General features: G+C 52.6%; 25 protein-coding genes and 1 pseudogene. 10 read left to right on the forward strand and 16 right to left on the reverse strand.

Annotation, left to right across the window (positions count from 1 at the left end):
* Position 1 precedes the first annotated feature (1 nt).
* The 3 genes from ACFE33_RS00405 to ACFE33_RS00415 all read right to left on the reverse strand — a co-directional run bounded on the left by ACFE33_RS00405 (position 2) and on the right by ACFE33_RS00415 (position 3,157).
* Positions 2-868, reverse strand: a complete 867-nt coding sequence (locus ACFE33_RS00405) for a carbohydrate ABC transporter permease (RefSeq protein ID WP_380055423.1) — start codon at positions 866-868, stop codon at positions 2-4.
* A 4-nt stretch (positions 869-872) separates the two neighbouring features.
* Positions 873-1,769, reverse strand: a complete 897-nt coding sequence (locus tag ACFE33_RS00410) for a carbohydrate ABC transporter permease (protein WP_380055426.1) — start codon at positions 1,767-1,769, stop codon at positions 873-875.
* Positions 1,770-1,843: 74 nt separating this feature from the next.
* Complete coding sequence (locus tag ACFE33_RS00415) at positions 1,844-3,157, reverse strand: ABC transporter substrate-binding protein (RefSeq protein WP_380055429.1); 1,314 nt, start codon at positions 3,155-3,157, stop codon at positions 1,844-1,846.
* 176 nt (positions 3,158-3,333) lie between these two features.
* On the opposite strand from ACFE33_RS00415, the gene ACFE33_RS00420 reads away from it, so the two are divergent.
* From ACFE33_RS00420 to ACFE33_RS00445, 6 genes are all read left to right on the forward strand, one after another.
* The gene (locus ACFE33_RS00420) at positions 3,334-4,134 is read left to right on the forward strand and encodes an IclR family transcriptional regulator (protein WP_380055432.1); all 801 of its coding nucleotides are present in this window, start codon (positions 3,334-3,336) and stop codon (positions 4,132-4,134) included.
* A gap of 117 nt (positions 4,135-4,251) precedes the next feature.
* Positions 4,252-4,539 (forward strand): hypothetical protein, encoded by a 288-nt coding sequence (locus ACFE33_RS00425; RefSeq protein WP_380055435.1) that lies wholly within the window; start codon positions 4,252-4,254, stop codon positions 4,537-4,539.
* A 164-nt stretch (positions 4,540-4,703) separates the two neighbouring features.
* Positions 4,704-5,624 carry a branched-chain amino acid ABC transporter permease gene (locus ACFE33_RS00430; RefSeq protein ID WP_380055438.1) on the forward strand — a complete coding sequence of 307 codons (921 nt, stop codon included), beginning with the start codon at positions 4,704-4,706 and terminating at the stop codon, positions 5,622-5,624.
* The gene (locus ACFE33_RS00435) at positions 5,621-6,604 is read left to right on the forward strand and encodes a branched-chain amino acid ABC transporter permease (protein ID WP_380055441.1); all 984 of its coding nucleotides are present in this window, start codon (positions 5,621-5,623) and stop codon (positions 6,602-6,604) included. The genes ACFE33_RS00430 and ACFE33_RS00435 overlap by 4 nt, the downstream gene beginning before the upstream one ends.
* Entirely contained in the window at positions 6,597-7,346 is a 750-nt protein-coding gene (locus ACFE33_RS00440) for an ABC transporter ATP-binding protein (protein ID WP_380055444.1), read from the forward strand. Before ACFE33_RS00435 ends, ACFE33_RS00440 begins: the two co-directional genes overlap by 8 nt.
* Positions 7,343-8,032, forward strand: a complete 690-nt coding sequence (locus ACFE33_RS00445) for an ABC transporter ATP-binding protein (RefSeq protein WP_380055447.1) — start codon at positions 7,343-7,345, stop codon at positions 8,030-8,032. Before ACFE33_RS00440 ends, ACFE33_RS00445 begins: the two co-directional genes overlap by 4 nt.
* Here ACFE33_RS00445 and ACFE33_RS00450 read toward each other — a convergent pair.
* From ACFE33_RS00450 to ACFE33_RS00460, 3 genes are read right to left on the reverse strand one after another with little or no spacing between them, the layout of a single operon-like run.
* The gene (locus ACFE33_RS00450; RefSeq protein ID WP_380055450.1) at positions 8,029-8,757 is read right to left on the reverse strand and encodes an amino acid ABC transporter ATP-binding protein; all 729 of its coding nucleotides are present in this window, start codon (positions 8,755-8,757) and stop codon (positions 8,029-8,031) included. The genes ACFE33_RS00445 and ACFE33_RS00450 overlap by 4 nt on opposite strands.
* On the reverse strand, positions 8,757-9,590 hold the full coding sequence (locus ACFE33_RS00455; RefSeq protein ID WP_380055453.1) for an amino acid ABC transporter permease: 834 nt from the start codon (positions 9,588-9,590) through the stop codon (positions 8,757-8,759). The genes ACFE33_RS00450 and ACFE33_RS00455 overlap by 1 nt, the downstream gene beginning before the upstream one ends.
* A 7-nt stretch (positions 9,591-9,597) precedes the next feature.
* On the reverse strand, positions 9,598-10,419 hold the full coding sequence (locus ACFE33_RS00460; RefSeq protein ID WP_380055455.1) for an ABC transporter substrate-binding protein: 822 nt from the start codon (positions 10,417-10,419) through the stop codon (positions 9,598-9,600).
* Between the two features lie 291 nt (positions 10,420-10,710).
* Here ACFE33_RS00460 and ACFE33_RS00465 point away from each other — a divergent pair, with 291 nt between their 5' ends.
* Both ACFE33_RS00465 and ACFE33_RS00470 read left to right on the forward strand, forming a co-directional pair.
* The gene (locus ACFE33_RS00465; RefSeq protein WP_380055458.1) at positions 10,711-11,028 is read left to right on the forward strand and encodes a polymer-forming cytoskeletal protein; all 318 of its coding nucleotides are present in this window, start codon (positions 10,711-10,713) and stop codon (positions 11,026-11,028) included.
* A gap of 74 nt (positions 11,029-11,102) precedes the next feature.
* Positions 11,103-12,317: pseudogene (locus ACFE33_RS00470) on the forward strand (IS3 family transposase).
* 46 nt (positions 12,318-12,363) lie between these two features.
* Here the strand turns inward: ACFE33_RS00470 and ACFE33_RS00475 are convergent.
* The 3 genes from ACFE33_RS00475 to ACFE33_RS00485 all read right to left on the reverse strand — a co-directional run bounded on the left by ACFE33_RS00475 (position 12,364) and on the right by ACFE33_RS00485 (position 15,187).
* Positions 12,364-13,032, reverse strand: a complete 669-nt coding sequence (locus tag ACFE33_RS00475; protein ID WP_380055461.1) for a sulfotransferase family 2 domain-containing protein — start codon at positions 13,030-13,032, stop codon at positions 12,364-12,366.
* Positions 13,033-13,128: 96 nt separating this feature from the next.
* Positions 13,129-13,923 (reverse strand): ABC transporter ATP-binding protein, encoded by a 795-nt coding sequence (locus ACFE33_RS00480; RefSeq protein ID WP_380055464.1) that lies wholly within the window; start codon positions 13,921-13,923, stop codon positions 13,129-13,131.
* Between the two features lie 4 nt (positions 13,924-13,927).
* The gene (locus ACFE33_RS00485) at positions 13,928-15,187 is read right to left on the reverse strand and encodes a sugar transporter (RefSeq protein ID WP_380055466.1); all 1,260 of its coding nucleotides are present in this window, start codon (positions 15,185-15,187) and stop codon (positions 13,928-13,930) included.
* 87 nt (positions 15,188-15,274) lie between these two features.
* Here ACFE33_RS00485 and ACFE33_RS00490 point away from each other — a divergent pair, with 87 nt between their 5' ends.
* Entirely contained in the window at positions 15,275-16,069 is a 795-nt protein-coding gene (locus ACFE33_RS00490) for an ABC transporter permease (protein WP_380055468.1), read from the forward strand.
* Between the two features lie 119 nt (positions 16,070-16,188).
* Positions 16,189-16,428: a hypothetical protein gene (locus ACFE33_RS00495; RefSeq protein WP_380055471.1), complete on the forward strand. Its 240-nt coding sequence runs from the start codon at positions 16,189-16,191 to the stop codon at positions 16,426-16,428.
* Between the two features lie 130 nt (positions 16,429-16,558).
* Here ACFE33_RS00495 and ACFE33_RS00500 read toward each other — a convergent pair whose 3' ends face one another.
* The 7 genes from ACFE33_RS00500 to ACFE33_RS00530 all read right to left on the reverse strand — a co-directional run bounded on the left by ACFE33_RS00500 (position 16,559) and on the right by ACFE33_RS00530 (position 24,341).
* Complete coding sequence (locus ACFE33_RS00500; protein ID WP_380055474.1) at positions 16,559-16,777, reverse strand: hypothetical protein; 219 nt, start codon at positions 16,775-16,777, stop codon at positions 16,559-16,561.
* A 368-nt stretch (positions 16,778-17,145) separates the two neighbouring features.
* Positions 17,146-18,351, reverse strand: coding sequence for an MFS transporter (locus ACFE33_RS00505; RefSeq protein WP_380055477.1), 1,206 nt, complete (start codon positions 18,349-18,351; stop codon positions 17,146-17,148).
* A gap of 168 nt (positions 18,352-18,519) precedes the next feature.
* Complete coding sequence (locus tag ACFE33_RS00510; protein ID WP_380055480.1) at positions 18,520-20,016, reverse strand: mannitol dehydrogenase family protein; 1,497 nt, start codon at positions 20,014-20,016, stop codon at positions 18,520-18,522.
* A 66-nt stretch (positions 20,017-20,082) separates the two neighbouring features.
* Positions 20,083-21,087 carry an ABC transporter ATP-binding protein gene (locus ACFE33_RS00515; RefSeq protein ID WP_380055483.1) on the reverse strand — a complete coding sequence of 335 codons (1,005 nt, stop codon included), beginning with the start codon at positions 21,085-21,087 and terminating at the stop codon, positions 20,083-20,085.
* Positions 21,088-21,095: 8 nt separating this feature from the next.
* On the reverse strand, positions 21,096-21,929 hold the full coding sequence (locus ACFE33_RS00520; RefSeq protein ID WP_380055486.1) for a carbohydrate ABC transporter permease: 834 nt from the start codon (positions 21,927-21,929) through the stop codon (positions 21,096-21,098).
* Between the two features lie 12 nt (positions 21,930-21,941).
* Positions 21,942-22,880 carry a carbohydrate ABC transporter permease gene (locus ACFE33_RS00525; RefSeq protein WP_380055489.1) on the reverse strand — a complete coding sequence of 313 codons (939 nt, stop codon included), beginning with the start codon at positions 22,878-22,880 and terminating at the stop codon, positions 21,942-21,944.
* Between the two features lie 165 nt (positions 22,881-23,045).
* Complete coding sequence (locus tag ACFE33_RS00530) at positions 23,046-24,341, reverse strand: ABC transporter substrate-binding protein (protein WP_380055491.1); 1,296 nt, start codon at positions 24,339-24,341, stop codon at positions 23,046-23,048.
* Positions 24,342-24,437 lie beyond the last annotated feature (96 nt).

The following is a 24,437-nucleotide window of genomic DNA, read 5'->3' on the forward strand; positions in this document are numbered from 1 at the left end:
TTTATCCTTTCACACCACCGAACGTGAGGCCGGCAATGAGGTGCTTTTGCACAATGAACGTGAGGATGAGCGCGGGGATAATCATCAGAACTGCGAGCGCACACATGCCGCCCCAGTTGATGGTGAACTCGGAAGTGAAATCCCGAAGACCCACGGGCATCGTTTTGGAGAAAGAGGAACGTGTAAGCTGGCTTGCTAGCGCGTATTCGTTCCAACTTGTGAGGAAGGCAAATATCCCCGCAGACGCAATTCCCGAACGCGCGACAGGAAACTCGACGCGCCAGAATGCCTGCCAACGGGTGCAACCGTCGATCTCGGCCGCTTCGGCGAGGTCGGGCGGAACCTGACGGAAAAACCCGTCGATGAGCCAGATCGTAAACGGGACGTTCATCGCGATATAAACGACGATCAATCCGATATGTGTGTCTATTAAGCCCGTTTTCGCCATTACGATAAACAACGGTAACGACAACGCCACACCGGGAACCGCACGTGTAAGCATCAGGCCGATAAAGATCGCCGACTTGCCTTTGAACTTGAAACGCGCAAATGCGTACCCACCAGCCATGCCGATCAAGATCGCGATCACTGTGGATGTCACCGAGATTATCAGCGAGTTAGTGAAGTATTGCACGACGGGCACGCCGCCCTCTCCTGCGCCACTAAACATCGCGCGATAATGATCGAGGCTTAGGCTCTGGGGGATCCAGACGGGCGGCTTGGCCATGATCTCGACGGTGGGACGGAAGCTATTGAGCACAACCCACAGACCGGGAACACAGATGATCGACATCGCAATGAAAAGCGTCACTTTGTGCAGCGCGCCATAGAGATGTCCCTTAAGACGGTATTTTTTGTTGATATCCATGTGCCTACCCCGCCATTCCAAGCTCGGCACGGGCGGCATTGAGCTTTTTGAAGAAGAAAATAGTAAAGAAAATCGCGAGGAAAATTGAGATGTAGCCCATAGCGTTGGCATACCCCATCTTCGCGTCCACATACCCTGTTCGGCCAATCATGGTCCAAAGGAGCTCGGTTCGCCGCGCCGGTCCGCCATTGGTCATGATCTGAACGATGTCATAAGCCCGCGCCACATCAAGGCTTCGGATGGCCAGTGCGATATAGATGAACGGCATAACAAACGGCAGCGTGATATGGCGGAATGTCTGCCATGGTGTGCAGCCATCAACTTTTGCGGCCTCCATCGGGTCGCGCGGGATAGCGTATAGACCAGCAAGGATCAGGATCGCGAACACGCTGGTAGAGGTCCACATCTCTGCGAAAACAATCGACATGAACGCGAGTTTGCCGTCAACAAGCCACGGGATTGCGCGGTCGGTCAAACCAAGAGATTGCAGCGCATTGTTCACCAGCCCAACGTTATCGTTGAAAATGAACTTGAACTGAAAGCCCACCAAGATCGGCGAAAACATCATTGGGAACATCATCAATGTCCGCAGCGCACGCTGGCCATATGTGACCCTATTCACCAGCAAAGCCAGCCCGAGGCCCAAGAGCATCTCAAGGTTCAGCGCGATTGTAAGGAGCAAAACAGTACGGCCAAAGGCGGCCCAGAAATTCCAGCTCTTAATGGCCTTTTCATAGTTGAACGTGCCGATCCACTTATAGAGCGAGTCAGGGCGAGTCAGACGATAAGGCGTAAAACTGGAATAGAGAGAGAGCAGGAGTGGAATGAGTACCACCGCAACGAGGATAATGATCGCTGGAAGCAGCAGAACAAACCACGTTGGCAGCTTTATGCGGGGCATGGCTGTGGTCTTTTCAATTTAAGGAATTTAACGAGGGCAGCCCGAAGGCCGCCCACGCTCAGGAGGACTGGAGATTAGTAAACGCCGTTTTCCTGCATCATTTCATCGACTGCCTCGGAAGCTGTTTCCAGTGCTTCGTCGATTGTCTTGTCACCTAGAATTGCGGCTTGCAGTTCTGGGTAGATCAGGTTGGTTGCCTCGCTCCAATATGGAGTTTGAGGAGCAGGGAACGCGTGTGTCGCGGCCTCTTGGAAGGCGCTTAGAACCTCGGCGCGATATGGATCGTCCTTGGCTGTTTCAACCACAGTTTCCCAAACGGCTGTGCGCGTTGGAAGTGGTCCGCCCGCGCTTTCCATTGTTTGGCTTTCGGAATTTGTCAGGAACTCGACCAACGATGCGGCTGCTTCTTTGTTTTCACAGTCAGATGTGACCGAGAAACCGTGGTGCCCTGACCAGCCAGTGCGAATTCCGGCGGAACCTTGTGGTTGAACCTTAACGCCAACATTGCCAGCAGCCTTGGAGGATTCTGGATCGTTAAAGAACCCGGCCCAGCCCGGCCAATCCAAATTCAAACCGATTGTACCTGAGGCAAAACCCTGCCCCAGATCATCCCAAAGGTATGACGTTGTTCCCGGAGGAACCGCACCTGCTTCGTATAGTTCAACAAACCAGCTTAGAGCGCTTTTGCCAGCGTCAGAGTTGAACGCAGGAGACCAATCTTCGTTAAAGAGCTGACCGCCTTCGGCAATCACGAGCTCATAGAAACGACCAACGATTGCTTCGTCTTTACCCGCGTATTGCGTGCCATAGAAGTTCGGCGCATCCGTAAAGAATATTGCCTGCTCTTTGAACTCGTCCCAAGTATCGGGCGGAGTCAGGTCGTTGCCAGTCTTTTCTTTGTAAGCAGCCTTAGTGGCTTCGTCCTCATAGAGCGACTTTTGATAGTAAAGCGCCGAGACGTCGAACTGCGCGCGCGGCAACATGACGAGTTCGCCGTCGATCTTGGACGCCGCAATGTTCGCTTGAACAAATTCGTCGACCACGCCTTCAGAGATGAGCGGCATAAGGTCTGTGTACAAGCCAGGGTACTGAGCGGCGAAGGATGAGTGGTTAGAGCCTACGCACCAGCCAGTTGTACCCGCAGCCATGTCGGATTTGATTTCCTTGTCCAACTCAAAGTGGCTCTTTTTCGAGATGATATCGACCGTGGCGCCGGATTCGGCTTCCCACTCAGCGATACGTGCATAAAGGCCTTCGTATTGCTGTCCGCCAATCAACTTGGCTTGAATCTCTACGCCGTCGAAGTCTCCACCGAACGCCGGGGCCGTCAGAACGGCTGTTGCGCATGCGGTTGCGGTTAATACCGCCCGTTTTCCGAGATGTTTCATGAATCCTCCCATGGATTTTTTTTGCAAACGCCGAGCCTCCCCCTGCGTCTGTTGTTTTATATATAAATTTTTGTTTCATATTTAGTCAAGGATTACTTATACTCATCTCAGGTCCGAAACACGGCGATATTTATTGCCCCGTCAAAACCGTGTAAGAACCCGCCAAAGGAACACGCATGACCACTTCAGATTCTGACTCTCAATCCGCCAAGTACAACGCACCTGCGCTGTCTAAGGGGCTGGACATACTAGAGCTTCTTGCGAGCCAAAACAAAGGCATGAAGAAGTCCGAGATCGCCAAATCAATGGGGCGCTCGGTGTCCGAGATATTTAGAATGCTCGCGGTTTTGTCTGATCGTGGATACGTCGCACTTGATACAACAAGCGATACCTATGCGCTCACGCCACGACTGTTTGAGATCGCGCACCGCCATCCGCCCATTCGGCGATTGAACGCGGTTGCAGGTGAAATCATGGAGAAACTGGCGCAGGAATTAAACCAGTCTGTCCACCTCGCGATTCTTCACGGGACTGATATTCTGGTAATTGCTCAGTCCGATCCGCTGTCCAATAACATTACGACCGTGCGTTTGGGTGCGCGTGTTCCGCTGATCTTTACGTCTTCCGGAGCCATCCTGACCTCGCAATTCGACAGCGCGCAACTCCAAGACCTCATGAGCCGTATGGGGGACCACACACCAGAGCAGCACGCGTACTATCAAAAGAACCTCGAAGACGCGCGCGAACATCGCGTGTGCGAATGCCCATCCAGCGTCATCGCAGGAATCCACAATATTTCGGTGCCGGTATTCTCGTATTCGGGTGAAATCGTCGCTGCTCTGACGACACCCTATATGAAACGCCTGCACACGCATAACGACCCTCCAAGAGATGTCGCGCGCAAAGCATTGATTGCTGCTGGTCACCGCCTTTCCGAACGTATCGGCGCAGGTGCGGCGCATGAGGATACCGAATAACGCTACGCTTCGGCACCCCAAACACCCACGCCGAAATTCTTTTTGCAGCGGTGCAACATCGCACTTTCCTTCTCGTGCCTGTCCTTTTACCGTCGCAAAAAACAAGAAGGACAAGACATGATCCAATTCCAACGCCTTACGGCCTTTACCTTTTTCGCGTTCCTTGCGGCGAACGTATTGCTTTCAATGGCCCTCGGATTTTTCCCGATGGAGACGTTCTTTGGGCCACTGACAACCAACATTCTGTTTGGCGCCAAGACGGTCGGCTTCCTTTGGTTCAACGCATATCCCCGCGACAAAAGCGTTCTTAGCACGCTGTTTTTTGGCCTCGCCGTTGCGGATATCGTCTGCTGGTTCGGGTTCGGAGCATTCTCGATTTACAGCTTGCTCGGGTTCGCACTCTAGTGAAGCGGGCGGCACCTTGATTGCCGCCCACTTCATTTATCAGGCACTTTTCATCCACAACCCAAGCGACACAGTCCTGAAAAATTGCTGTCGCGTCTAGAAATATGCTTGGAACACAGCGGTGGAATAGGTAGCAAAGGGCGAACTGCGCTTGGGCTGAGGTAATGACCACAATTCTCCTTTTGGAACAAATCCTTAACGGGCTGCAATTCGGCGTCATGCTGTTCTTGATGGCTGCGGGATTGACGTTGGTTTTTGGGGTGATGGGCCTGATAAACTTGGCTCATGGCTCGCTCTTTATGGTGGGCGCCTTTGCAGCAGCGGCCGTTGCTGGCTGGTCGGGATCGTTTCTCTTGGCTCTTGTCGCTGCGTTGGCGGCGGCTGCGGCAGCTGGCGCGTTAATCGAAGTCGTCGTATTGCGAAGACTTTATGCGCGTGACCATCTGGATCAGGTCTTGGCGACCTTTGCACTCATTCTGATCTTTTCCGAAAGCACGCGCTGGCTCTTTGGGTCGTTCCCGCTCTATCTCAATATTCCCGAGGCAATATCTGGGCCGGTTACGCTTTTTGGTGGGATGCAATATTCGGCTTATCGGCTCGTATTGATCGGGATTGGCTTGCTCGTTGCGGTTGGGCTTTTCCTGCTGATTTCACGCACCCGTCTGGGTATTCAAATCCGCGCAGGCGAAAGTGATCGAGAAATGATCGCCGCGCTTGGTGTGGATATTAACAGGCTCTATACTATCGTGTTTGCCATCGGCGCGGGTTTGGCGGGGCTTGCCGGTGCGCTTATCGGTGCGTTGCAATCGGTACAGGTCGGCATGGGTGAACCGGTCCTCATTCTGGCATTCGTAGTGATCATTATCGGCGGAATAGGCTCTATAAAGGGGGCGCTGATCGGCTCGATCCTCGTTGGTCTCACACAGACATTGGGCGCGCTATTCCTGCCCCTCTTGCTCGGTTTGTTTATGGAGCCCTCGGAGGCGGCTTCAATTGGGTCGGCACTCGCCTCGATGTCGATTTACATTCTGATGGCCACCGTTTTAGTTATCAAACCCACGGGCCTTTTCGGGGAGCGCACATGACTCAGGAACGTTGGCTCAATACCGTGGTCCTGCTTGGTCTGTTTCTGATCCCTGCCTGGGCTTATGCAACGGACGAGCCGTTCATTATCACGCTTGCAACCAAGGTAGCCATTTTTGCGCTCGCAGGGGTTGGCCTCAATATAGCTCTAGGGCTTGGCGGTTTGGTCAGTCTCGGCCACGCGGCGTTCTTCGGCATCGGCGGCTACGCGATGGGTATCCTCGCAAGTCACGCCCAAAACTATACACCCCTCATGAACGCACCATTCCTGATCGATGGCACTAATTCGATGCCGATCATCTGGCTCGTCGCGATTATTGCGTCGGGCCTTGCGGCGCTCGCCATCGGCGCGATATGCCTTAGAACTTCGGGCGTGTACTTCATTATGATTACGCTCGCCTTTGGCCAAATGCTTTACTATTTCGCCATAAGTTGGCCAACATACGGCGGCGAAGACGGGCTCTCTATTTATGTCCGTAACAGCTTCCCTGGATTGAACACCCTTGATCCAATCCAGTTTTTTGCCATCGCATTTATCATCTTGTTGCTGGCGCTATTGGGCTCTGCGACGCTTGCCAAATCTCAGTTTGGCCTAACACTGAACGCCGCGCGGCAATCCGCGATCCGTGTAGAGACAACAGGGATTTCCACCTATCGGGTGCGGCTCATCGCGTTCACAATTTCGGGAATGGTGACCGGACTTGCGGGTTCACTCTTTGCGGATCTGAACCGCTTTGTTAGCCCCACGATGCTAAGTTGGCACACAAGCGGTGAAATCATGATGTTCGTGATCCTTGGCGGTGTTGCGCGCCTCTCCGGGCCCGTCGTCGGCGCGGCGCTATTTATCACGCTTGAACACTTCTTGGGCGGAATTAGTATCTATTGGCACGTATTCCTTGGGGCGATATTGCTATGCATCGTCCTATTCGCGCCGGGCGGTTTGATCGGAATGATCACAGGGCGGGAGAAGGCGCATGACTAGTCCAATCCTTCGCCTCGACAACATCAACAAATCCTTTGGCGCCCTTCCCGCCAGCAAGGACGTATCCCTTGACCTTCGCGCGGGCGAAATCCATGCACTGATCGGGCCGAACGGCGCGGGAAAATCGACCCTAATCAAGCAGATCGCGGGGGAATTGCATCCAGACACGGGCCGCATTTACTTGGAGGAGCAGGACGTAACTGCGCTATCTGTTGCTCAACGCGCCAAGCGCGGTCTTGCGCGTACGTTTCAGGTTTCGGCACTAGCAATGGAAGATAGCGCGCTCCAAAACGCGATGCTCGGTGCGATCGGTATTTCTGGGCATCCTTATTGGCCATTCGGCAAGGCGCTTCGACACGGAGAGCTACGCGCAATTGCTGAGTATGCACTCGAACGCGTCGGCCTAGCAGAACACGCCTCTACTCGTACGTCGGAGCTTTCCCACGGGCAGCGGCGCCAACTAGAGGTTGCCGTCGCCCTAACCATGAAGCCACGCGCGTTTGTGATGGACGAACCGATGGCGGGCCTAGGAACACAAGGTTCACAAGCGCTGACGGAATTCCTAAGTGAGTTACGCAATGAAGCGCCGATCCTGATGGTAGAGCACGATATGGACGCGGTGTTTGCCCTTGCAGACCGGCTCAGCGTTTTGGTCTATGGCGAAATTATTGCCACGGGCAACGTCGACGAAATTCGCAACGACCTAACCGTTCAGCGCGCATATCTGGGTGAAGAACAATGAGCTTTCTCACTGTCAATAATATTGCTGCATCTTATGGCGCGACACAGGCACTATTCGATGTGTCTCTAACACTGAACGAAGGAGAGGTTCTGGCCCTGATGGGACGGAACGGGATGGGCAAATCCACCACAGTGAAAACGATCTGTCAGATGCTGCCACTCATGAGTGGCGAAATCACCTTTGACGGGCAGAATTTGGGCGGATTAGCGTCACATCAAGCCGCTCGGATGGGGATTGGCTTAGTGCCTGAAGGGCGTCGGTGCTTTCCGAATTTGACAGTGCATGAGAACCTCATTGCTGCGGCACGAAAGGGCCACTGGGACTTGCATACAGTCGCAAACCTTTTCCCGCGCCTAGCCGAGCGCAAAGATCAATCCGCGCGCCAGCTTTCTGGCGGTGAGCAGCAGATGCTCGCGATTGGACGCGCCCTAATGACGAACCCACGCTTGCTTATTCTGGACGAAGCGACCGAGGGCCTTGCGCCGCTGGTTCGGCGCGAAATCTGGTCATCAATTGCCAAGCTCAAGCGAGAAACGGGCCTTGCGATCCTTGTGGTGGACAAGTCCCTTAAGGAACTATCAGGCATAGCGGACAAGGCTGTCATTCTCGAACGCGGCACAAGCGTTTGGTCCGCACCTATGTCTGACCTCACCGAGGGCATAACCGCGAAATATCTAGGCGTTTAGCGTACAGACGCGAGGAAGCGCTTGGTCCGCTCAAGCTTCGGGTCACCAAAAACCTGCTCTGGTGTGCCCTGTTCAATGATTTTCCCGCCGTCCAGAACACAAATCCGATCTGCGGCTTCGCGGGCAAATCCCATTTCATGTGTCGCAAGTATCATAGTCATGTTCTGCGCCTTGAGCGCGCGAAGGACGTCCAACACCTCTGACACCAATTCCGGATCAAGCGCGGAAGTCACCTCATCAAACAGCATAATCGTTGGCTGCATCGCGAGCGCCCGAACAATTGCGACGCGCTGTTGTTGACCACCAGAAAGCTGATCGGGATAGGCATTCATTCGATCAATCAGGTTAAAGCGCGCAAAGAGTTCTGTTGCCTCCTCGACCAAAACAGGGCGCGGTTTCTTAAACACCCGACTTGGCGCAAGAAGCACATTTTCCAGCGCCGTCATGTGCGGAAAAAGATTATAGCTCTGAAAGACCAGTCCGATTTTCTGACGCACAGGTTGTGGCGCTACATTCGGAAGCGAAATGTCAGCTCCATCAAACCAGATCTCGCCTTCCTCAATGCTCTCGAGGAGGTTAATACAACGCAATAGGGTCGATTTTCCGGAACCAGAAGCCCCGATAAGGCAAACCATTTCTCCCTGCTCGACCTGCAAGTCGATGCCTCGCAAAACCGAAGAATCCCCGAAGGATTTGGTGACATTCGAAAGCGATAGAATAGACATCAGCTACGAGCCTTGTTTTGTTTGGCAATCAAGTGGTCCGCATATCGCGTAAGCGGGATTGTCACAGCTAGAAAAATGATCGCAGCACCAACGTAAGGCGTGAAATTCGCGAGCAGGGATTTATACACACCCGCTTGCCGTAACAACTCGACTGGCCCAATAAAGGACAAGAGCGCCACATCCTTTTGCAATGCAACGAGCATATTCATATTCGCAGGCACAACGCGTCGGATCGCCTGTGGTAGCACCACAAAGCGCATCATATCACCGTGACTTAGCCCAAGCGATTTCGCGGCAGCGCGCTGGCTGTTGTGCACAGATTCAATGCCTGCGCGGAATATCTCGGCGACATAAGCGGAATAGGTCAGGATTAGCGCCAGAGAGCCCCAAATATAGGGACTATTCCAGGGTCTTTGCAGCCCTAAGCCCGGAACGCCAAATCCGATAAGAAAAACTATCAAAATCACGGGAACGCCGCGAAAGATATCCGTATAGAGAATTCCAAACACCCTTAGCGGAAAGAGCGCAGGCGCCCGTGCGTCGCGAAATAGCGCAATGACCAGCCCAATAATCGCAATAGCGGGCGCGCACCAAAGGAAGATCGCCACATCCCAGAGGAAAGCCTTGAGCAAGCCGGGAAATGTATCGATCAGAATTTCGCTGTTGAAGAAGCTGAACTTAACGCGTTCCCATCCAGGCGTCATGGGGACAAGAACCACGATCAGCACAATCGCAACAAGTGAACTCAGCGTCGCAATGAGAGTAGATTTGCGTTTCGCTTTTTGCTCATAAAGTTGGCGGGCCGTGAGGCCCGCGCTGTTGTTTTTCATCATAATCTAGCTACTTGAGAACGGGGACACCCGTTGTTTCCGCGAGCCACTGGCTCTCGATTGCGGCGAGTGTACCGTCCGATTTCATAGCAGCCAAGGCCTCATCCACACAGGATTTCAGCGCACTGCCCTCCTCCATCAGGAATCCGAACTGGTCTGGATTTTCGCTGCGGTCTGCGGGGAATTGTCCGATCAGCGCGCCATCTTCGAGTACAACTGCACTAAGGTAGAGCGCGGTCGGAAGGTCAAATATCGCAGCATCAATCTGGTTGGCTTTCATTGCCTCGATAACATTCACGTTGTCATCATAAAGCAGCGGCGTATCGCTTGGCGCGATCACTTCGCTTACCACTTTGAGGGCAGTAGACGTCCCCATTACGCCCCATTTCAGGGATTTCAACGACTCCATCTCGCCAGTGGCCCCCGCATCGACCGTTGGCTGACGCACGAGTACGGCCATCGCAGCCGAGTAATATGGCTCTGAGAAATCAACGACTTTTTCACGCTCTTCAGTAATCGAGAACTGTTGTAGGTTAAGGTCGAATTCCTTGGAGCCTGGCTGGATAGATTGGTCAAATGTCGCAGTTGTCCATTCCACGGCGTCCTTTTCAAACCCCATGCGCTTGGCAACTTCGTAGGCAACAGCAGCCTCAAATCCTTCGCCAGTCGTTGGGTCATTATCGATAACCCATGGGAAATAGGCCGGATTACCCGTCGCAATCGTCAAGACATCAGGCGTCAGTGTTTTGCCGTGCGCGCAGGATTCATGAGCATAGCTAGCCGTGGTCGCCAAGAAGGAGGCAATAAGTGCAGTCGTCAAAACTCGTTTCATATCCGTCCCTTAAATTTGAAAGTTTGGCGGAGTTTACGCCGCACCGCATTGAGCGTCCAGATGTGAATAATTTATGGTGGCCGTCACCGGCGATTTGGGAATACTCGTTCATATCCGCGGGCGCAATGATCGTTTGTTAGGCACACATTTGCAAACGGCCCGCACCCAGAACAAAGCAAACGACAATGTCGCAGTATGTGTCTTTTCTACCCCACCACGCGTTTATGAGTAGCGCGACGCGATTTCCCGCGTTAGCCTCATCAATGGAAGTTAGAATAAGGGAGCGTATCCATGTCAAAAACGATTATCGCAGAAGACCTTGTGATCACCGGTAACCTGTCGGGATCAGCGGAAATCGAAGTCGCCGGCACAATCGAAGGCGATGTCACCGGAACGACGCTCGACATTCTCTCAGATGGAAACATCACGGGCGCGGTCAAAACTCAAACAGCCCACATTCGCGGTACCCTAAAAGGCTCGCTTACTGCAACAATGGTCGAAGTCCACTCAGGCGCAAACTGCGTTGCAGACATCTCCGCCAAAGACATGGAAATGCACAAAGGCGCATCCATAAAGGGCGCGTTAGTGATTTCTGGGGCGGTTTCTTAGATTACGACCTAGCTCCGCTGAGCCTCCCCCTTTGAAGTGGTCCGCCTCTATAGTTAGGAAAAGGAGGACCATAGATGGCCATCAAGAGAACCAAGCCAGACGAGATAGTCGTGAAATTACGGCAGGTTGAAGCACTGATGGGGCAAGGCATGCCCCGAATTGACGCAATCAGACAGATCAGTGTGACTGAACAAACCTATTACCGCTGGAAGAAGAATGGAGCCTTTGTTGCGCCATTGGTCCGAGCGACAATGGCGACGGGCGGAATGGGCACAGAACAACTCAAGGAACTGAAGCGGCTCCAGAAAGAGAATGAGGCCTTCGCCGCGCAGTCTCGGACCTGACATTGGACAAGTTGATCTTGAAGGAGTCCGCATCGGGAAACTTCTGAGCCCTTCGCGCCATCGTGCTTGTATTGATCTTATACGTGGCCAGATGAAGGTTTCTGAGCGCCGCGTATGTCGCGTCTTGGGCCAGCATCGATCCACACAACGTCGGCTACTACGAGGCCGTGCTGACGAAGAACGCTTGATCGCAGATATGATCGAGCTGACACGCCAGTACGGCCGATATGGCTACTGGCGTGTTGCGGCTTTGCTGAGAGACGCTGGCGGGCAAGTAAATGACAAACGAGTTGAAAGATTGTGGCGACGCGAAGGGCTCAAAGTTCCAGTGAAACAACCTAAGAAAGGACGGCTTGGATGAATGACGGGGCTTGTGTCCGACACCGGCCGGAGTATCGCAACCATGTCCTCCTCTCGGGCATACAAACGTGCCCTGCCGGGCAAAGGGATCATACGACTTTGTGCATCATCGGACCGAGAATGGGCGGGCTTTCAGAACACTGAACATCCTGGACGAGTACAGCAGGGAATGTTTGGCGATCCGTGTGAGGCGAAGGTTGAACTCGACTGAGGTCATTGATGCATTGACCGACTTGTTCATCTAGCGTGGGGTGCCAACCTATATCAGATCGGAGTTGCCCAATGGACGACAGCCCTGAATTCATCGTAGAGGCGCTCTGAGATTGGATCAATGCCGTTGGTGCGACGACCGCCTACATCGAGCCAGGATCCCCCTGGGAAAATGGATACTGTGAAAGTTTCAACGGGCGTATGTGTGATGAATCGCTCAATGGCGAGATATTCTACTTACTACGCGAAGCCCAGATCATCATCGAACGCTGGAGAAAACACTACAACACCAAACGACCACACAGTGCCTTGGGCTATCGCCCGCCTGCGCCGGAGGCCATCACTCAGATGGACCAAAGGCCAGTCATGCACTAACTTTCAAATTGGACCACTCAAATGGGGCTGCTCATCGCCCCAGCGCTCACATGTGTTTATATCCGAAATGTTTGAAATCGAATGAGAACTTCTTTTCCACAATTTTGCGGCTGGTATCGTCATAGTAATCCATGAAGTGATTAACATTATGACGACGTTGCTCCGTTTTCCATTCAGGCAGCGCATCAAAATCAACTTCAGCGCCAATACCTTCTAGGCATGAAATGATGTCATCCCTTAGAGATTCAAACCTAATCAGAGTGGCGTCGATTTTTTTTCTGTTAAGTACATAATATTTTCGGTCAACAGGCAGATGCGGTCTCATTGCCAACCAATCGCGAAAGAGTGTCCTTGCTGCATCAAAATCATTCTCAACACGTGTCTTGGTCGTCATTGGCATAACAAACCAGAACCATGAAACGACTTTGTCATAGGGATTTCTGACGCAGTAGATCTTCTGATAATCGTTAAACTTCTTGGAGCCAATCACTTTTTCAATTTGCTGCGCTGTAGCGTGTGGCAAGAGCAAGTCGGTGCTTTTGTACTCTCCTGCCCGGCCACTAACATATCCGTATTCAGAATAAATCTCTGATTGCGCGTGCTCGGGTTTGTGACCCTCCGGTGTACAAAGATGCTCAAGAAGCCCTTCAACGCTCGTGCTCGCAGTCTTGTGTGTCTTGATATACACGAACTTATGCTTCTCGGATATCAACATATACTTCCCCTAAAATCTATAGATATACCCAAGAGCTATATGAAACCCACAATCATGCGGCAATACGTAAATGATGTGGGAATAAATATAGAGTGACTATTTTGACGCCGCCTCGGCAAGTGCTTTCTCTGCCGCTGCCTCGGCAAGTCTAAGCTTTCGCCGCAAGAGCAACTGCTGTCTACGTTTCTGCTCTTGTTTCTTACTTTTCTTCTTTTTCTTGTTTTTGTTTGGATTTTCGCCACCTATCACTTCTCGATAATGCTCAATTGCCTCGTTTAGGTCGTCGTAGTAGTACAGCTTCCCTTGCTCTAGCACCGCTCCAGACTGACATAGACGTTTCAGCATGCTCATTGAGTGAGAGACAACCAGCGCACCGCTATTTTTCATACGCTCATGAAACACGGCTGCACTCTTATCCTTAAATGCGGCGTCACCGACCGATGTCACTTCGTCCACAAGGTAAGTGTCAAACTTGATACCCATTGAAACGCCAAAGGCCAGTCGGGACTTCATGCCTGAAGAATAGGTCCTTACAGGCAAATGGAAGTGATCACCAAGCTCTGCAAAGTCCTCGACGAAATCGATCATTTCTTCTGTGTCGACACCGTAAATTCGTGCAACAAAGCGCGCATTCTGTGCGCCCGTCAGTTCTTTGTGAAAACTTCCTGCGAAACCGACCGGATATGAAATCGTGCCTGTCGAAGTTATCGTACCTGAATTTGGGCGCTCGGAGCCTGAAATCATCTCCATTAGAGTCGACTTCCCAGCACCATTGCGTCCCATAAGTGCAACAGTCGCCCCTGAAGGAATTGTGAGATTAATGTCCTTGGCGACAATTTTCGATCGCCCGTTCAGAACATACGTCTTGTTCAAATTCGTGAGCTTAATCATGCGATCACCGGCGATCTCTTACCGCGTAGAAGATCAAACAGCCAATTGTCCAGATCAATACGAGGAACATTGCAGAAAGTCCTAGGATCATGGCGCGTTTCGGATGCTGTGGCGATTCCGCCATCGTCGGCTTGATATACGCCGCAAGGTACTTGCTCTGCCGACGCGCATCGAGCACGGCGACGTCATAGCCTTGTAAGGCTGCAAGATAGGTCTTTTCGGCGAACTCACGATCAACGAGCAGGCTCTCATACTCACCGATAAGCCTTGAGAGTTCTACGCCTCCTTCGGCACTTATGCTCTGGCCATATTTCTCGCGTTCTTCTTGAATGCGACTTTCAATAACCGCGATTTTTCGCTTGGCCTGAGAGACGCGCGGATCGTTGTCATTTCCTACGTCTTCCAATAGATCAAGCTCGATAAACGCATTAGACAAGCTTTGTTGTAGAGCGGTCATTAGACCCGACTGCACCACAATTTCGTTGGATGGATCGGCGATTTTGTTCTCGTGGCGGAACTGGGTCATTGCCTCCCGCGCTTCTTTTAGCCGAACGATGGCCCGATCACGCTCTTCTCTGGCATAGCGCGTCGCATCCTCGCGTGAGAGCGCGCTCAACTCGTTGATCATAAGCGTGTTTTCTCGGAAAATCGCCTCCGCGATCTGCTTGGCGTCTTCCGGCGCGAACGCACGAACCTCGAGCTCAATCAACCCTTTGGAGCTATCGTAATTCACACGGACCATTCTGCGCCAATAGGACACAAGGTCTTCTATAGATCCGTCCGGCTTAAATGAAAACACGGGGTCGTTATCGGGCTTGGAGTACAGAGTACGTAAATCCACATCTGCGTCGACAGTCTCGACCATAATCTGACTTTGCATGAATTCATACAGGATGTCAGAATCCGAAGCACTGCCACTACTGGCCACGCCCAGCCCACCCAAGAGATCAAGAGGTGACTCCATTTCCTCAGAGCGCACCGAAAACCCAACGTTAGACACATATTGGTCAGCCGCATAGGTATACAAATAGTACGCCATCACAACGAGAGGGGCTACAACAACAACCAGAAAACTCGACATCAATGCCCAGTGGCGAGTTTGCAGGCTCGCCTTACTTGCGGCCTCGAACTGTGGCTCGTCATTGCCGTCTTTATCTTCTCTCACTTCTGTAACGGCTTGGTCGCTGTCAGTCGTGTTCGTGACATCTTGCTCGGTTTTTGACGGCTCATCTTCTGGAGGTACAATTCGAGTTTTCTTATTCACAACATGCCCTCTTCGGTTGATTGCATCTCCGCATTACATCATACATAACGTTTAAAAAAGCTACATGAAGCGAAAAAGGGTTGCAGTATGGCATTTTTCGCCAAGGAACTTCGCGCTAGAAAATTCAAAATGTCCCGAACCATTAGTGCTTTGGTTCTGCGTGAAATGTCCACAACCTACGGTCGCTCCCCCGGGGGGTATATCTGGGCCTTGCTTGAGCCGGTAGCAGCGATTGCGTTGCTTTCAGTGGTTTTCTCTCTTGCGCTGCGCTCGCCGGGACTTGGAACGAGCTTCCCGTTCTTCTACGCGTCTGGCTTTCTGCCATTTATGTTTTACAGCAACCTAGCCCAGAAGGTCTCAGCCGCGATTGCATTTTCGCGACCATTGCTGAAGTATCCTTCGGTTACGTACATTGATGCGATACTCGCGCGCTTTATTCTCGCTGCAATGACACACTGCGTGGTTTTTGTGATCTTGATTTCGGCAATAGTGATCATTCAAGATCTCCAAATTTTTCCTCGCCCTATCTATATCCTTAACGCTCTCCTCATGGCGGCCTGCTTGGGGCTGGGTATTGGGACATTGAACTGTTTCCTGATCCCAGTATCTCCCACTTGGGCTCACGTGTGGAAGGTGCTGAACGCACCCTTATTCCTGATGTCAGGCGTTATTTTCATGATTGACCGCGTACCGGAACCGTATGACTACTACCTCACGTGGAACCCTGTGGCGCATGTTGTTGTTGAAATGCGACGCGGATTGTTCGCGAACTATCACGCTGATTTCATAAGTCCGGCGTATGTTTACGGCATTTCGCTTGTCGCGTTCGTGCTCGGTTTGATTTTCCTCAACCGATACAATCGATACATCCTGAATAACTAGCATCTTCGCGCCAAAGGAATGTGGCACGAGGGTGTGCTCCTGCCCCTAACCAATCCGAATGGAACCACTTGGGTGCCTCGCGCGTTGATCCTATAGCGAATATAGGAGCGATGAGAACGATGGCTGATAAAAGTGTTACCCATAAAGACGTACTTCTTGACCCAGAGAAGTTCTATTCAAATCCCGCGGAGGTTTCTTCCGATGCTCGCTGGAGCGACCCAGAGAAGCGCGAGATACTGTTGGCGTGGAAATCCAACGAACAGGCCCTGCTTCGTGCCGCGAACGAGGGTCTGGACGGCGGAGAGCGCCCGCATTTGGCGCGCGTCATCAAAGAGCTCAATAAGTTCGAGACCGACTAATCAAAATGAAAAGAGCGCGGCCTAATTGCCACGCTCTTTACTTTGATATCTTTACGTATGTGGCACCAAGCTGAATATTTCCGGGTGCCACACTGCTGCTAGAGTTCAGTAGAACCCTTTATGTTAGAGGTTATTCCTCTGCAGCGCTTAGTTCTTCGTCATTCAGAGATCCGTCGCCATTTGTATCCATGGCAGCAAACTCTTCTGCGGTGACTTCTGGATTGACGGCTTTCAGCTCGTCGATTGTCACCATGCCATCCCCATTAGCGTCCAGTTCGCTCACGCTGGCAGCCAATACAGGGGCAGTAAATGCGAGGATAGCGGCGGTCGTTGTAAGGACAGTTTTCATAAGTAATCTCCGTTCGTTAATTAAGGCTTCAATTTGCCTACTTCATTCATAACCGACAATTTCCCGAATGAACTTGGAGATAGAAAACCACCCAAAATCAGGCACATAACTGCCATCTAGCGCCATTTTCCTAAGCGCGTTTTTGCGCGAAAAATGACGCTGGGGTGCTCTAGCAAAATATCGCCACACTGGTGACGGTAAACGCCGCATAAATCGCTCAATCCTGCCAATTCCGTCTGGAGGGGTTGAAGAAAATAACGGTGATTTCATCGGCACTTAGAGGAAGGTTTCCTGCTTTCGACGCGCGAAACTACGTTCCCTCACGATTCGTACCTGCCGATTCTCTGCAACGAGCGATTTAGGAACACTCAGACCGAAGCATGCCCGCGCAGACGTACCGCCAGCGGCATCATCACCACAATAAGGAGCGCCGAGAACAGGAAGGGCGCACCGGGCCGATAGGCGCCCTCTGCGTCCACGGAAGCTTGGAACAATCCTGTCATAACAATCGGAGAGAGAATGGCCGCAACAGACGACAGCGATGCAATAACGCCCTGCACGACTCCTTGGCGATCCTCGTCGGTTTTGTTCGACGCCATGGCCGTCATAAGCGCAGGAACCAGATCGGACAGCGCAGCAAGCAGCAGAAAGAGCACGAGCGCCGTTACAGTCTCCGTGAAGCCAAATCCGATCATCCCGATCAGCGCCGAGACCATGCCGAGCATTAGCGTGCGGAAATCACCGATCCACCTGATGAAGATAGGCATCAACCCTCCCTGCACTATGGCAAGCAACACACCATAAGCCGCGAGCGACAGCCCGATATAGAGTGTCGGCCAATCGAACACTTCGCGGATCCAAAAGGCCCAAAGCGTCGGGTAAACCATATTGGCAAACTCAAAGATAAATATACAAACCAGCGGCACCGCGAGACCAGGCAATCGGAAAGCATCAAGGATCGACCTGAAGGGGTTCAATGCGCGCCGCCCGAAGGGTCGCCGTTTTTCTTCTGACAGGCTCTCGGGAAGGACAAAGAAGCCAAACAGTGCATTGCCCGCCGATAATACCGCAGCAATCCAGAACGGTGCGGATATGCTTATTTCAGCGGCTATACCGCCCAGCGCGGGCCCTAGAACAAATCCGATCCCGAATGCCGCACCGATCAAACCAAAGTTCGCCGCCTTTTTCTCTGGGGGCGAGATATCAGCGATGTAAGCGGTCGCCGTAATATATGTTGCTCCTGCGAGGCCAGCGAGCGTCCGCCCGACCAGTAGCAGCCAGAAACTGTCTGCCAGCGCCATGATCACATAATCCAGCGCGAGAACAACAAGTGCAGCGATCAATATGGGCCTGCGACCGACAGCGTCGGAGATACTTCCGACAATCGGGCCACAGAGGAACAAAGCGCCCGCATAAGCCGCCATAAGCAGCCCGCCCCAGAATGCCCCCTGACCAGTATCACCCGCGCCCACACGATCCATTAGATCGGGCATGATCGGGAACACAATTCCGATGCCAATAGCATCGATCATGAGCGTAATAAGAATGAATACCAAAGCGCGATTTTGAAACATACCACCCTATCCGACGCGGGTGGGCGAAAATCAAGAAAAAAGAGCGGTCGCCGATGGCTCCTAATCATCCGCAACCATCCAAGAGCTGGCATACAGAAACAGATGCGCACCCAAAATAGGGGCGTCAGAAGAGTGAAGCTATAGTTGCGCCCAATCGCGAGCCCCTATCTAGCCGCGCAGGTATTCCTCAATTGCCTTCTCCATACCCTTTTGCCAAATCGTGGTCAAAGCGGATGAAAACGCCGTTGAAAATCGAGTGTTGTCGATCAAGTCGCCATAAATATGAGACATAGACAGCCACGCCAACGGATTATCCCGCGCCCGCAGTGCAGTAAGTTGCAGATCCCGCCAGAACGGATCATTTGCGGCGATCTGGCTACCGTCTTCGCGAATGCCTGAGCACATCCGCGCCCATGCGGCCTCCACCAGCGCGAGCCCCTCAATTGAGGAGCCCGCGGCAATGCCATCCCTTATGGAGGGAAGAATGAAACCGGGATGGCGAGAGGAACCGTCAAATGCGACACGCCGAGTGGTATCGACGATCTTGGGGTTGGAAAAACGGCGATGTATTAGCTCGACATAGGTCGCGGGCGTCATCCCCGGAACGGGCTTTACGTGCGGCGCGAGCTCTTCTCTTGCGACCTTAGCAAATAGAGCCCCGATAAGTTCGTGCTCCATGCATCCAGAGATGGTCTCTACACCCAAGATTTCTGCTGGAACGGATATGACTTGATGTCCACCGTTCAGGATTCGGATCTTCATCGTTTCAAAATCGTGGACCTTGTCGGTGAATTGAACACCAACTTTGTCCCAGTCTGGGCGACCCGCACAGAAGCTATCCTCAATCACCCATTGGCGGAAATTCTCGTGCGTAACGGGCGCCGCGTCGTCGATACCTATGTCCTTGGCCAACGCAAGCTCCTTGGCTCCGGTCGCCGGAACGATGCAATCTACCATCGAATTTGGAAAGCAACAGCGCTGATCAATCCAGTCGGCCAGTTCGGTGTCTGAAAGGCGCGCAAGCGATACTATTGTTTGGCGCAAAATATCTCCGTTCCCGATCAGATTGTCACAGCAAAGGGCCGTAAATGGCGCAACCCCTGTCCTCTTGCGCAGTGCCAGTGCTGCAACCATCGCCCCAAACGCCGTGCGAGGGGTCTCGGGATTGGCGGCATCGTGAACGATATCGGGGTGTGCCGCATCAAATCCCTTCGTAGCAGGGTCAATAAAATATCCGCCTTCTGTCACTGTCAAAGACACTATGCGAATATTTGGCTGTGCCATCGCCTGGATCAGTGTTGTGTTGCCGTCTTCGATTGGTAGAAAATCAATCATTGAGCCGATGACTTCGGCGCTGGTGCCTTCGGGTGCTAGTTCGATCAATGTGGTTAGGAAATCCTGTTCGCTCAACTTCTCGCGCATTGCGGCGTCGTTTGAACGGACACCTGCACCAATAATCGCCCAGTCCTGTGCCAGCCCTTCCTGCATCAATCGGTGCAAGTACCACGCTTGATGGCCGCGATGGAAATTGCCAACACCAATATGAACAATACCCGCGGTCAGGGCCTGTCTGTCATAGCGGGGCCGCTGGATGGAGTCCGGCAACGAGGCAAGATTGGCATCGCTCAGTTTCATCGGGGTCTCTCCCTGCAAGTAATCTTTCATTAGTTCGTCCCGCTTCTGCTCTCGATGTCGAACGTCAGAGCAATGATGTCTTATTGGCCGCCAAGTTCACTCGACTCGGAGGCCGTCTTCGCGGAATTTGTGAAGCTCGTTCAGGCGCGGAGACAGAGAAACCTTATCACCATGCCTTACGGCGATATCACCGATAGACCGCACTGTTAGCGGCTCTTCAATGCCGTCTACATTCACGTGTAGAAACGTGTCCGACCCCAAGTGTTCAGATACGCTGACCGTGCCCTCCCAAACGCCACCTGATGTCACGATATCGATGTGCTCGGGGCGGATGCCGATAGTCGTGGCGCCGTGCTTGGCCGCCTCTTCCCCCGCGATCAAGTTCATCTTCGGAGAACCGATAAATCCGGCCACAAACAGATTGCGTGGCGCACGATAAAGCTCGAGCGGCGTACCCACTTGCTCGATCACGCCGGCTTGCAGAACAACGATCTTGTCGGCCATTGTCATCGCTTCGACCTGATCGTGGGTCACGTAAATCATCGTGGTCTTTAGCTTGTTGTGCAGTTCAAGGATCTCCATCCGCATACCAACGCGCAGGGCTGCGTCCAAATTCGACAGAGGTTCGTCAAACAGGAACGCAGAAGGCTCGCGGACGATTGCACGTCCGATGGCAACACGCTGGCGCTGACCACCAGATAGCTGACCAGGCTTGCGATCCAGATAATCCGTGAGGTTGAGCGATGTCGCCGCGATGTCGACCTTTGCGTCAATCTCGCTTTGGTCCATCTTCTCCATCCGAAGCGGAAAGGCGATATTCTTGCGCACCGTCATATGCGGGTAAAGCGCATAGGATTGGAACACCATGGCCAACCCACGCTTGCTGGGCGACACCTCGGTTACGGTTTCGCCATCAATAATAATTTCACCAGATGACGTATCCTCTAGCCCCGCAATAAGGCGCAATAGGGTCGATTTTCCGCACCCCGAAGGGCCGACAAATACGGCGAACTCGCCATCTTCGATTGCAAGGTCCAGCGGTGGAATAACTTCTACGTCGCCGAAGGTCTTGCTGACTTTTTCGAGTACAATACGTCCCATAGTGTTTCCTATTTCACAGCGCCAAAGGTCAGACCCTGGACAAGTTGTTTTTGGCAGAACCAACCAAGCACCACGATCGGGCCAACGGCGGCAGTAGACACCGCGGACAAGCGGCCAAAGAACAGCCCCTCTGGTGCGCGATTTCCTTCGATGAGTTTTGACAGCGTTGCAGCATCTGTTGTCGTAAGACGCACGGTCCAATAGGCTTCGTTCCAGCAGAAGATAAAGACCAACAGAGCAGTAGAAGCGATGCCACCCCACGCCAGCGGAACCAGTATTTCCTTAACTTCGCCCCACGTATTCAGCCCGTCCATTTGGCCCGCTTCAATGATATCCTTGGGGATGTCCTTGAAGTACGTGAACAGCATCCAAATTGCGATTGGCAGGTTAATCAAGCTCAGCACCACAACGATCAGAAACTTGGTGTCGTACAAGCCCAGCGCCTTGGTCATGAAAATCATCGGATAGAGGACAGCCGCCGCAGGTAGCATCTTGGTCGACAGCATCCACATCAGGATGTCCTTGGTCCCGCGCGATGGATTAAACGCCATGGCATACGAGCACGGCACAGCTACGAACAACGTAAACAGCGTTGCCGCAACCGACGTGATGATCGAGTTGGTCGCAAACCGCCAGTAGTCATAGTTGTTGGTCATATTCGTGTAGTTTTCGAGCGTCGGGGTGAAGCTGAACAAGAACTCAGGCTTTACGGCATCCGCGTCCGTTTTGAAGCTCGTGAGCACCATATAGAAAATCGGAAAGAAGAAGATGAGCGCCACGATCCAAGCCAAAACAGGCCACGCGATCCTTGATAGTTTTGTATGTTGTGCAACGATGGCCATTGGTTTGCTCCCCTATTCCATCAGCGTCTTGCCGAGCATTCGCAGCAAGAAAATAGCGACGATATTTGCGACAATGACGGCGAAGATTCCTGTGGCCGAAGCCGCACCGATGTTGTTGTTGACCAACTCACCGATATAGTACGGCAGGTTTTTGTTGCCGTTACCGCGACTTACGATCTCGATCTCTGCATAAAGCGACAAATGAAAGATCGCTTGGATCATAACCACGATCGCGATTGGACGCGCCAAGTGCGGCAGTGTCAGAAATCGGAACTGCGACCAGCGACCAGCACCATCCAGAATTGCGGCCTCTTTCTGTTGTTGGTCTTCGGATTGCAGCGATGTCATGAAAATCAGAACCGCAAAGGGCGTCCACTGCCACGTCACCATCATAATGACAGCATATGCAGAGGTCTGCGTGGCACGAAACGAGATTGGCTCGAACTGCGGCCACAATGAGAAAAATCCGCCGATAAGGGGCATATCCCGCAAGCCCGCGATCACATCGTTGATGCCGCTCACGGCGATACCTTGCAGGCCAAGTACTGGATCAAGCAACATGTTGATCCAAAGCACCGCATTCACGGCAGGCATAACAAAGAATGGCGAGATCAACAGAACTCTGACCAGCCCGCGCCCCGGAAATGAACGGTTAATTAGCACAGCGACTGCAATGCCAAGTGTCACGGTCAGAAACAGGATTGAACAAACAATCAGCAACGAGTTTTGAATGGCGAGCCAGAATGAATCTTGATTCCAGACGTACTGGTAATTGCCGAACCCGCGCCAGTTATCGATTGAAGGCGAAGTCCATTCAGGGCGGCGCGAACTATTCAGTACATAGCGGATGAACGAGAAGAACAGTGTCATGCCAAGTGGCACAAGCATCCAAACCAAAAGCAGCAAAACTGCGGGGGTCTGAAGCAGACGGGGAATGGTGCGATTGGCCATAGCTCAACTCTCGCTCGAGTTTGTTAAGGGGCGGGATAATTCTGACAGGGTCAGAGGAAGGGCGGGATCGGAATTAAGCCTATTCTACTACAATAAGCCGTTATCCCCGAAAGAAACTTCGCGTGCGTCGGGCCCATCAAACATGACAGGCCCAACGACAGCTACTTAGTAGTAACCAGCTTCTTGCATGATGGCGTCCGCTGCATTCTGTGCATCGGCGAGCGCCTCCTCAACTGTCTTGGCACCTGAGAGAGCAGCGGCCATTTCCTGCGCCACCGCAGAGCCCACTTCTGGGAACTCGGGGATCGCAGCGAATTGAACACCAACGTAAGGCTTTAGATCCGTTGATTCAGGTGCAGCAGATTCAATTGCGGCAAGCTCAGCCTCGGCAAAATCTGCGGCGGCCTGAAACTCTGGAATTGAGTAGGTCGAAGTACGCGTTCCTGTCGGAACCTTACCCCAGCCGAAATCAGCGTGATTGCCTACTGCTTGAATGTAATCCTTGGATGTTGCCCAAGCGATAAAGTCATTCGCAGCCTCGGCATTCGGTGATCCGGCAGGTACGGCCATCGCCCATGCCCACAACCAGTTCGCCCCAACAGGGTTACCGGCGTTCGGTGACTGCGCGTAAGCTACGCCATCGACTTCAAGGAAAGATGCGGCGATCGTAGCGTCAATCCAGATACCACATTTTCCTTCGTTATAGAGCGCGAGAATCTCGTTGAATGAGTTACCCTCAGAACCTGGAGGGCCATATGTTCCAAGCAGATCAACATAGAAATTGATCGCGGAGTTCCATTCTTCGCTATCAAGCTGTGGACGACCTTCGGCATCAAACCATGCGCCACCGTATGAGTTCACAACCGTGGTGATAAACGCCATGTTATCACCCCAACCCGGCTTACCACGCAGGCAAACGCCATAGACGCCATTGTCCGGATCGTGGATCGCTGCAGCGGCGGCCTTTACGTTTTCCCAGCTATCGTTGTCTGCTATCGAGACGCCCGCCGCGTCGGTCAAATCCTTGCGGTACATAACCATAGAGCTCTCACCATAGAACGGAGCCGCATAAAGTGTACCATCCGCAGAGAGGCCATCACGGATTGCCGGAAGCAAATCGTCGACATCATAGTCATCGCCAAAATTCAGTGGCTCAATCCAACCAGCTTGCCCCCAGATCGGGGCTTCTTGCATACCGATGTTGATAATGTCGTACTGTCCGCCACCCGTTGCAGTGTCAGAAGTTACCTGCTCGCGCAGAACACCTTCTTCAAGTGATACCCAGTTTAGGGCAATGCCTGTTTCCTCGGTATAGGCTTCGGCGACGGTTTGCATATTGATCATATGGCCGTTGTTGACGATCGCAATCGTCAGTTCGGTCGCCTCATCAGCGGCAAGTGTACTACCTGCTCCGATCAGCGTGAGCGCAGTAGCGCCATAAAGTGCGTTCCTGATAGACATCCTAGTCCTCCCAAAGTTGGATGATTTCTAAAATGCTAGCGACAAACCTGACGCGAAGTCAATAAATTATTTACACGCGTAAAGTTTTGGATTACT

Origin of the sequence: Falsihalocynthiibacter sp. SS001 (genome assembly GCF_042445055.1) — a bacterium.
Lineage (GTDB): Bacteria > Pseudomonadota > Alphaproteobacteria > Rhodobacterales > Rhodobacteraceae > Falsihalocynthiibacter.

What these genes read in the sequence shown, in the direction of transcription:
- ACFE33_RS00515 (WP_380055483.1), bottom strand. Translation starts at nt 21,087, where the DNA reads ATGGGACGTATTGTACTCGAAAAAGTCAGCAAGACCTTCGGCGACGTA.
- ACFE33_RS00495 (WP_380055471.1), top strand. Translation starts at nt 16,189, where the DNA reads ATGGCTGATAAAAGTGTTACCCATAAAGACGTACTTCTTGACCCAGAG.
- ACFE33_RS00475 (WP_380055461.1), bottom strand. Translation starts at nt 13,032, where the DNA reads ATGTTGATATCCGAGAAGCATAAGTTCGTGTATATCAAGACACACAAG.
- ACFE33_RS00435 (WP_380055441.1), top strand. Translation starts at nt 5,621, where the DNA reads ATGACTCAGGAACGTTGGCTCAATACCGTGGTCCTGCTTGGTCTGTTT.
- ACFE33_RS00445 (WP_380055447.1), top strand. Translation starts at nt 7,343, where the DNA reads ATGAGCTTTCTCACTGTCAATAATATTGCTGCATCTTATGGCGCGACA.
- ACFE33_RS00480 (WP_380055464.1), bottom strand. Translation starts at nt 13,923, where the DNA reads ATGATTAAGCTCACGAATTTGAACAAGACGTATGTTCTGAACGGGCGA.
- ACFE33_RS00430 (WP_380055438.1), top strand. Translation starts at nt 4,704, where the DNA reads ATGACCACAATTCTCCTTTTGGAACAAATCCTTAACGGGCTGCAATTC.
- ACFE33_RS00510 (WP_380055480.1), bottom strand. Translation starts at nt 20,016, where the DNA reads ATGAAAGATTACTTGCAGGGAGAGACCCCGATGAAACTGAGCGATGCC.
- ACFE33_RS00525 (WP_380055489.1), bottom strand. Translation starts at nt 22,880, where the DNA reads ATGGCCAATCGCACCATTCCCCGTCTGCTTCAGACCCCCGCAGTTTTG.
- ACFE33_RS00410 (WP_380055426.1), bottom strand. Translation starts at nt 1,769, where the DNA reads ATGCCCCGCATAAAGCTGCCAACGTGGTTTGTTCTGCTGCTTCCAGCG.
- ACFE33_RS00490 (WP_380055468.1), top strand. Translation starts at nt 15,275, where the DNA reads ATGGCATTTTTCGCCAAGGAACTTCGCGCTAGAAAATTCAAAATGTCC.
- ACFE33_RS00415 (WP_380055429.1), bottom strand. Translation starts at nt 3,157, where the DNA reads ATGAAACATCTCGGAAAACGGGCGGTATTAACCGCAACCGCATGCGCA.
- ACFE33_RS00530 (WP_380055491.1), bottom strand. Translation starts at nt 24,341, where the DNA reads ATGTCTATCAGGAACGCACTTTATGGCGCTACTGCGCTCACGCTGATC.
- ACFE33_RS00465 (WP_380055458.1), top strand. Translation starts at nt 10,711, where the DNA reads ATGTCAAAAACGATTATCGCAGAAGACCTTGTGATCACCGGTAACCTG.
- ACFE33_RS00450 (WP_380055450.1), bottom strand. Translation starts at nt 8,757, where the DNA reads ATGTCTATTCTATCGCTTTCGAATGTCACCAAATCCTTCGGGGATTCT.
- ACFE33_RS00405 (WP_380055423.1), bottom strand. Translation starts at nt 868, where the DNA reads ATGGATATCAACAAAAAATACCGTCTTAAGGGACATCTCTATGGCGCG.
- ACFE33_RS00505 (WP_380055477.1), bottom strand. Translation starts at nt 18,351, where the DNA reads ATGTTTCAAAATCGCGCTTTGGTATTCATTCTTATTACGCTCATGATC.
- ACFE33_RS00460 (WP_380055455.1), bottom strand. Translation starts at nt 10,419, where the DNA reads ATGAAACGAGTTTTGACGACTGCACTTATTGCCTCCTTCTTGGCGACC.
- ACFE33_RS00425 (WP_380055435.1), top strand. Translation starts at nt 4,252, where the DNA reads ATGATCCAATTCCAACGCCTTACGGCCTTTACCTTTTTCGCGTTCCTT.
- ACFE33_RS00420 (WP_380055432.1), top strand. Translation starts at nt 3,334, where the DNA reads ATGACCACTTCAGATTCTGACTCTCAATCCGCCAAGTACAACGCACCT.
- ACFE33_RS00500 (WP_380055474.1), bottom strand. Translation starts at nt 16,777, where the DNA reads ATGAAAACTGTCCTTACAACGACCGCCGCTATCCTCGCATTTACTGCC.
- ACFE33_RS00440 (WP_380055444.1), top strand. Translation starts at nt 6,597, where the DNA reads ATGACTAGTCCAATCCTTCGCCTCGACAACATCAACAAATCCTTTGGC.
- ACFE33_RS00455 (WP_380055453.1), bottom strand. Translation starts at nt 9,590, where the DNA reads ATGATGAAAAACAACAGCGCGGGCCTCACGGCCCGCCAACTTTATGAG.
- ACFE33_RS00520 (WP_380055486.1), bottom strand. Translation starts at nt 21,929, where the DNA reads ATGGCCATCGTTGCACAACATACAAAACTATCAAGGATCGCGTGGCCT.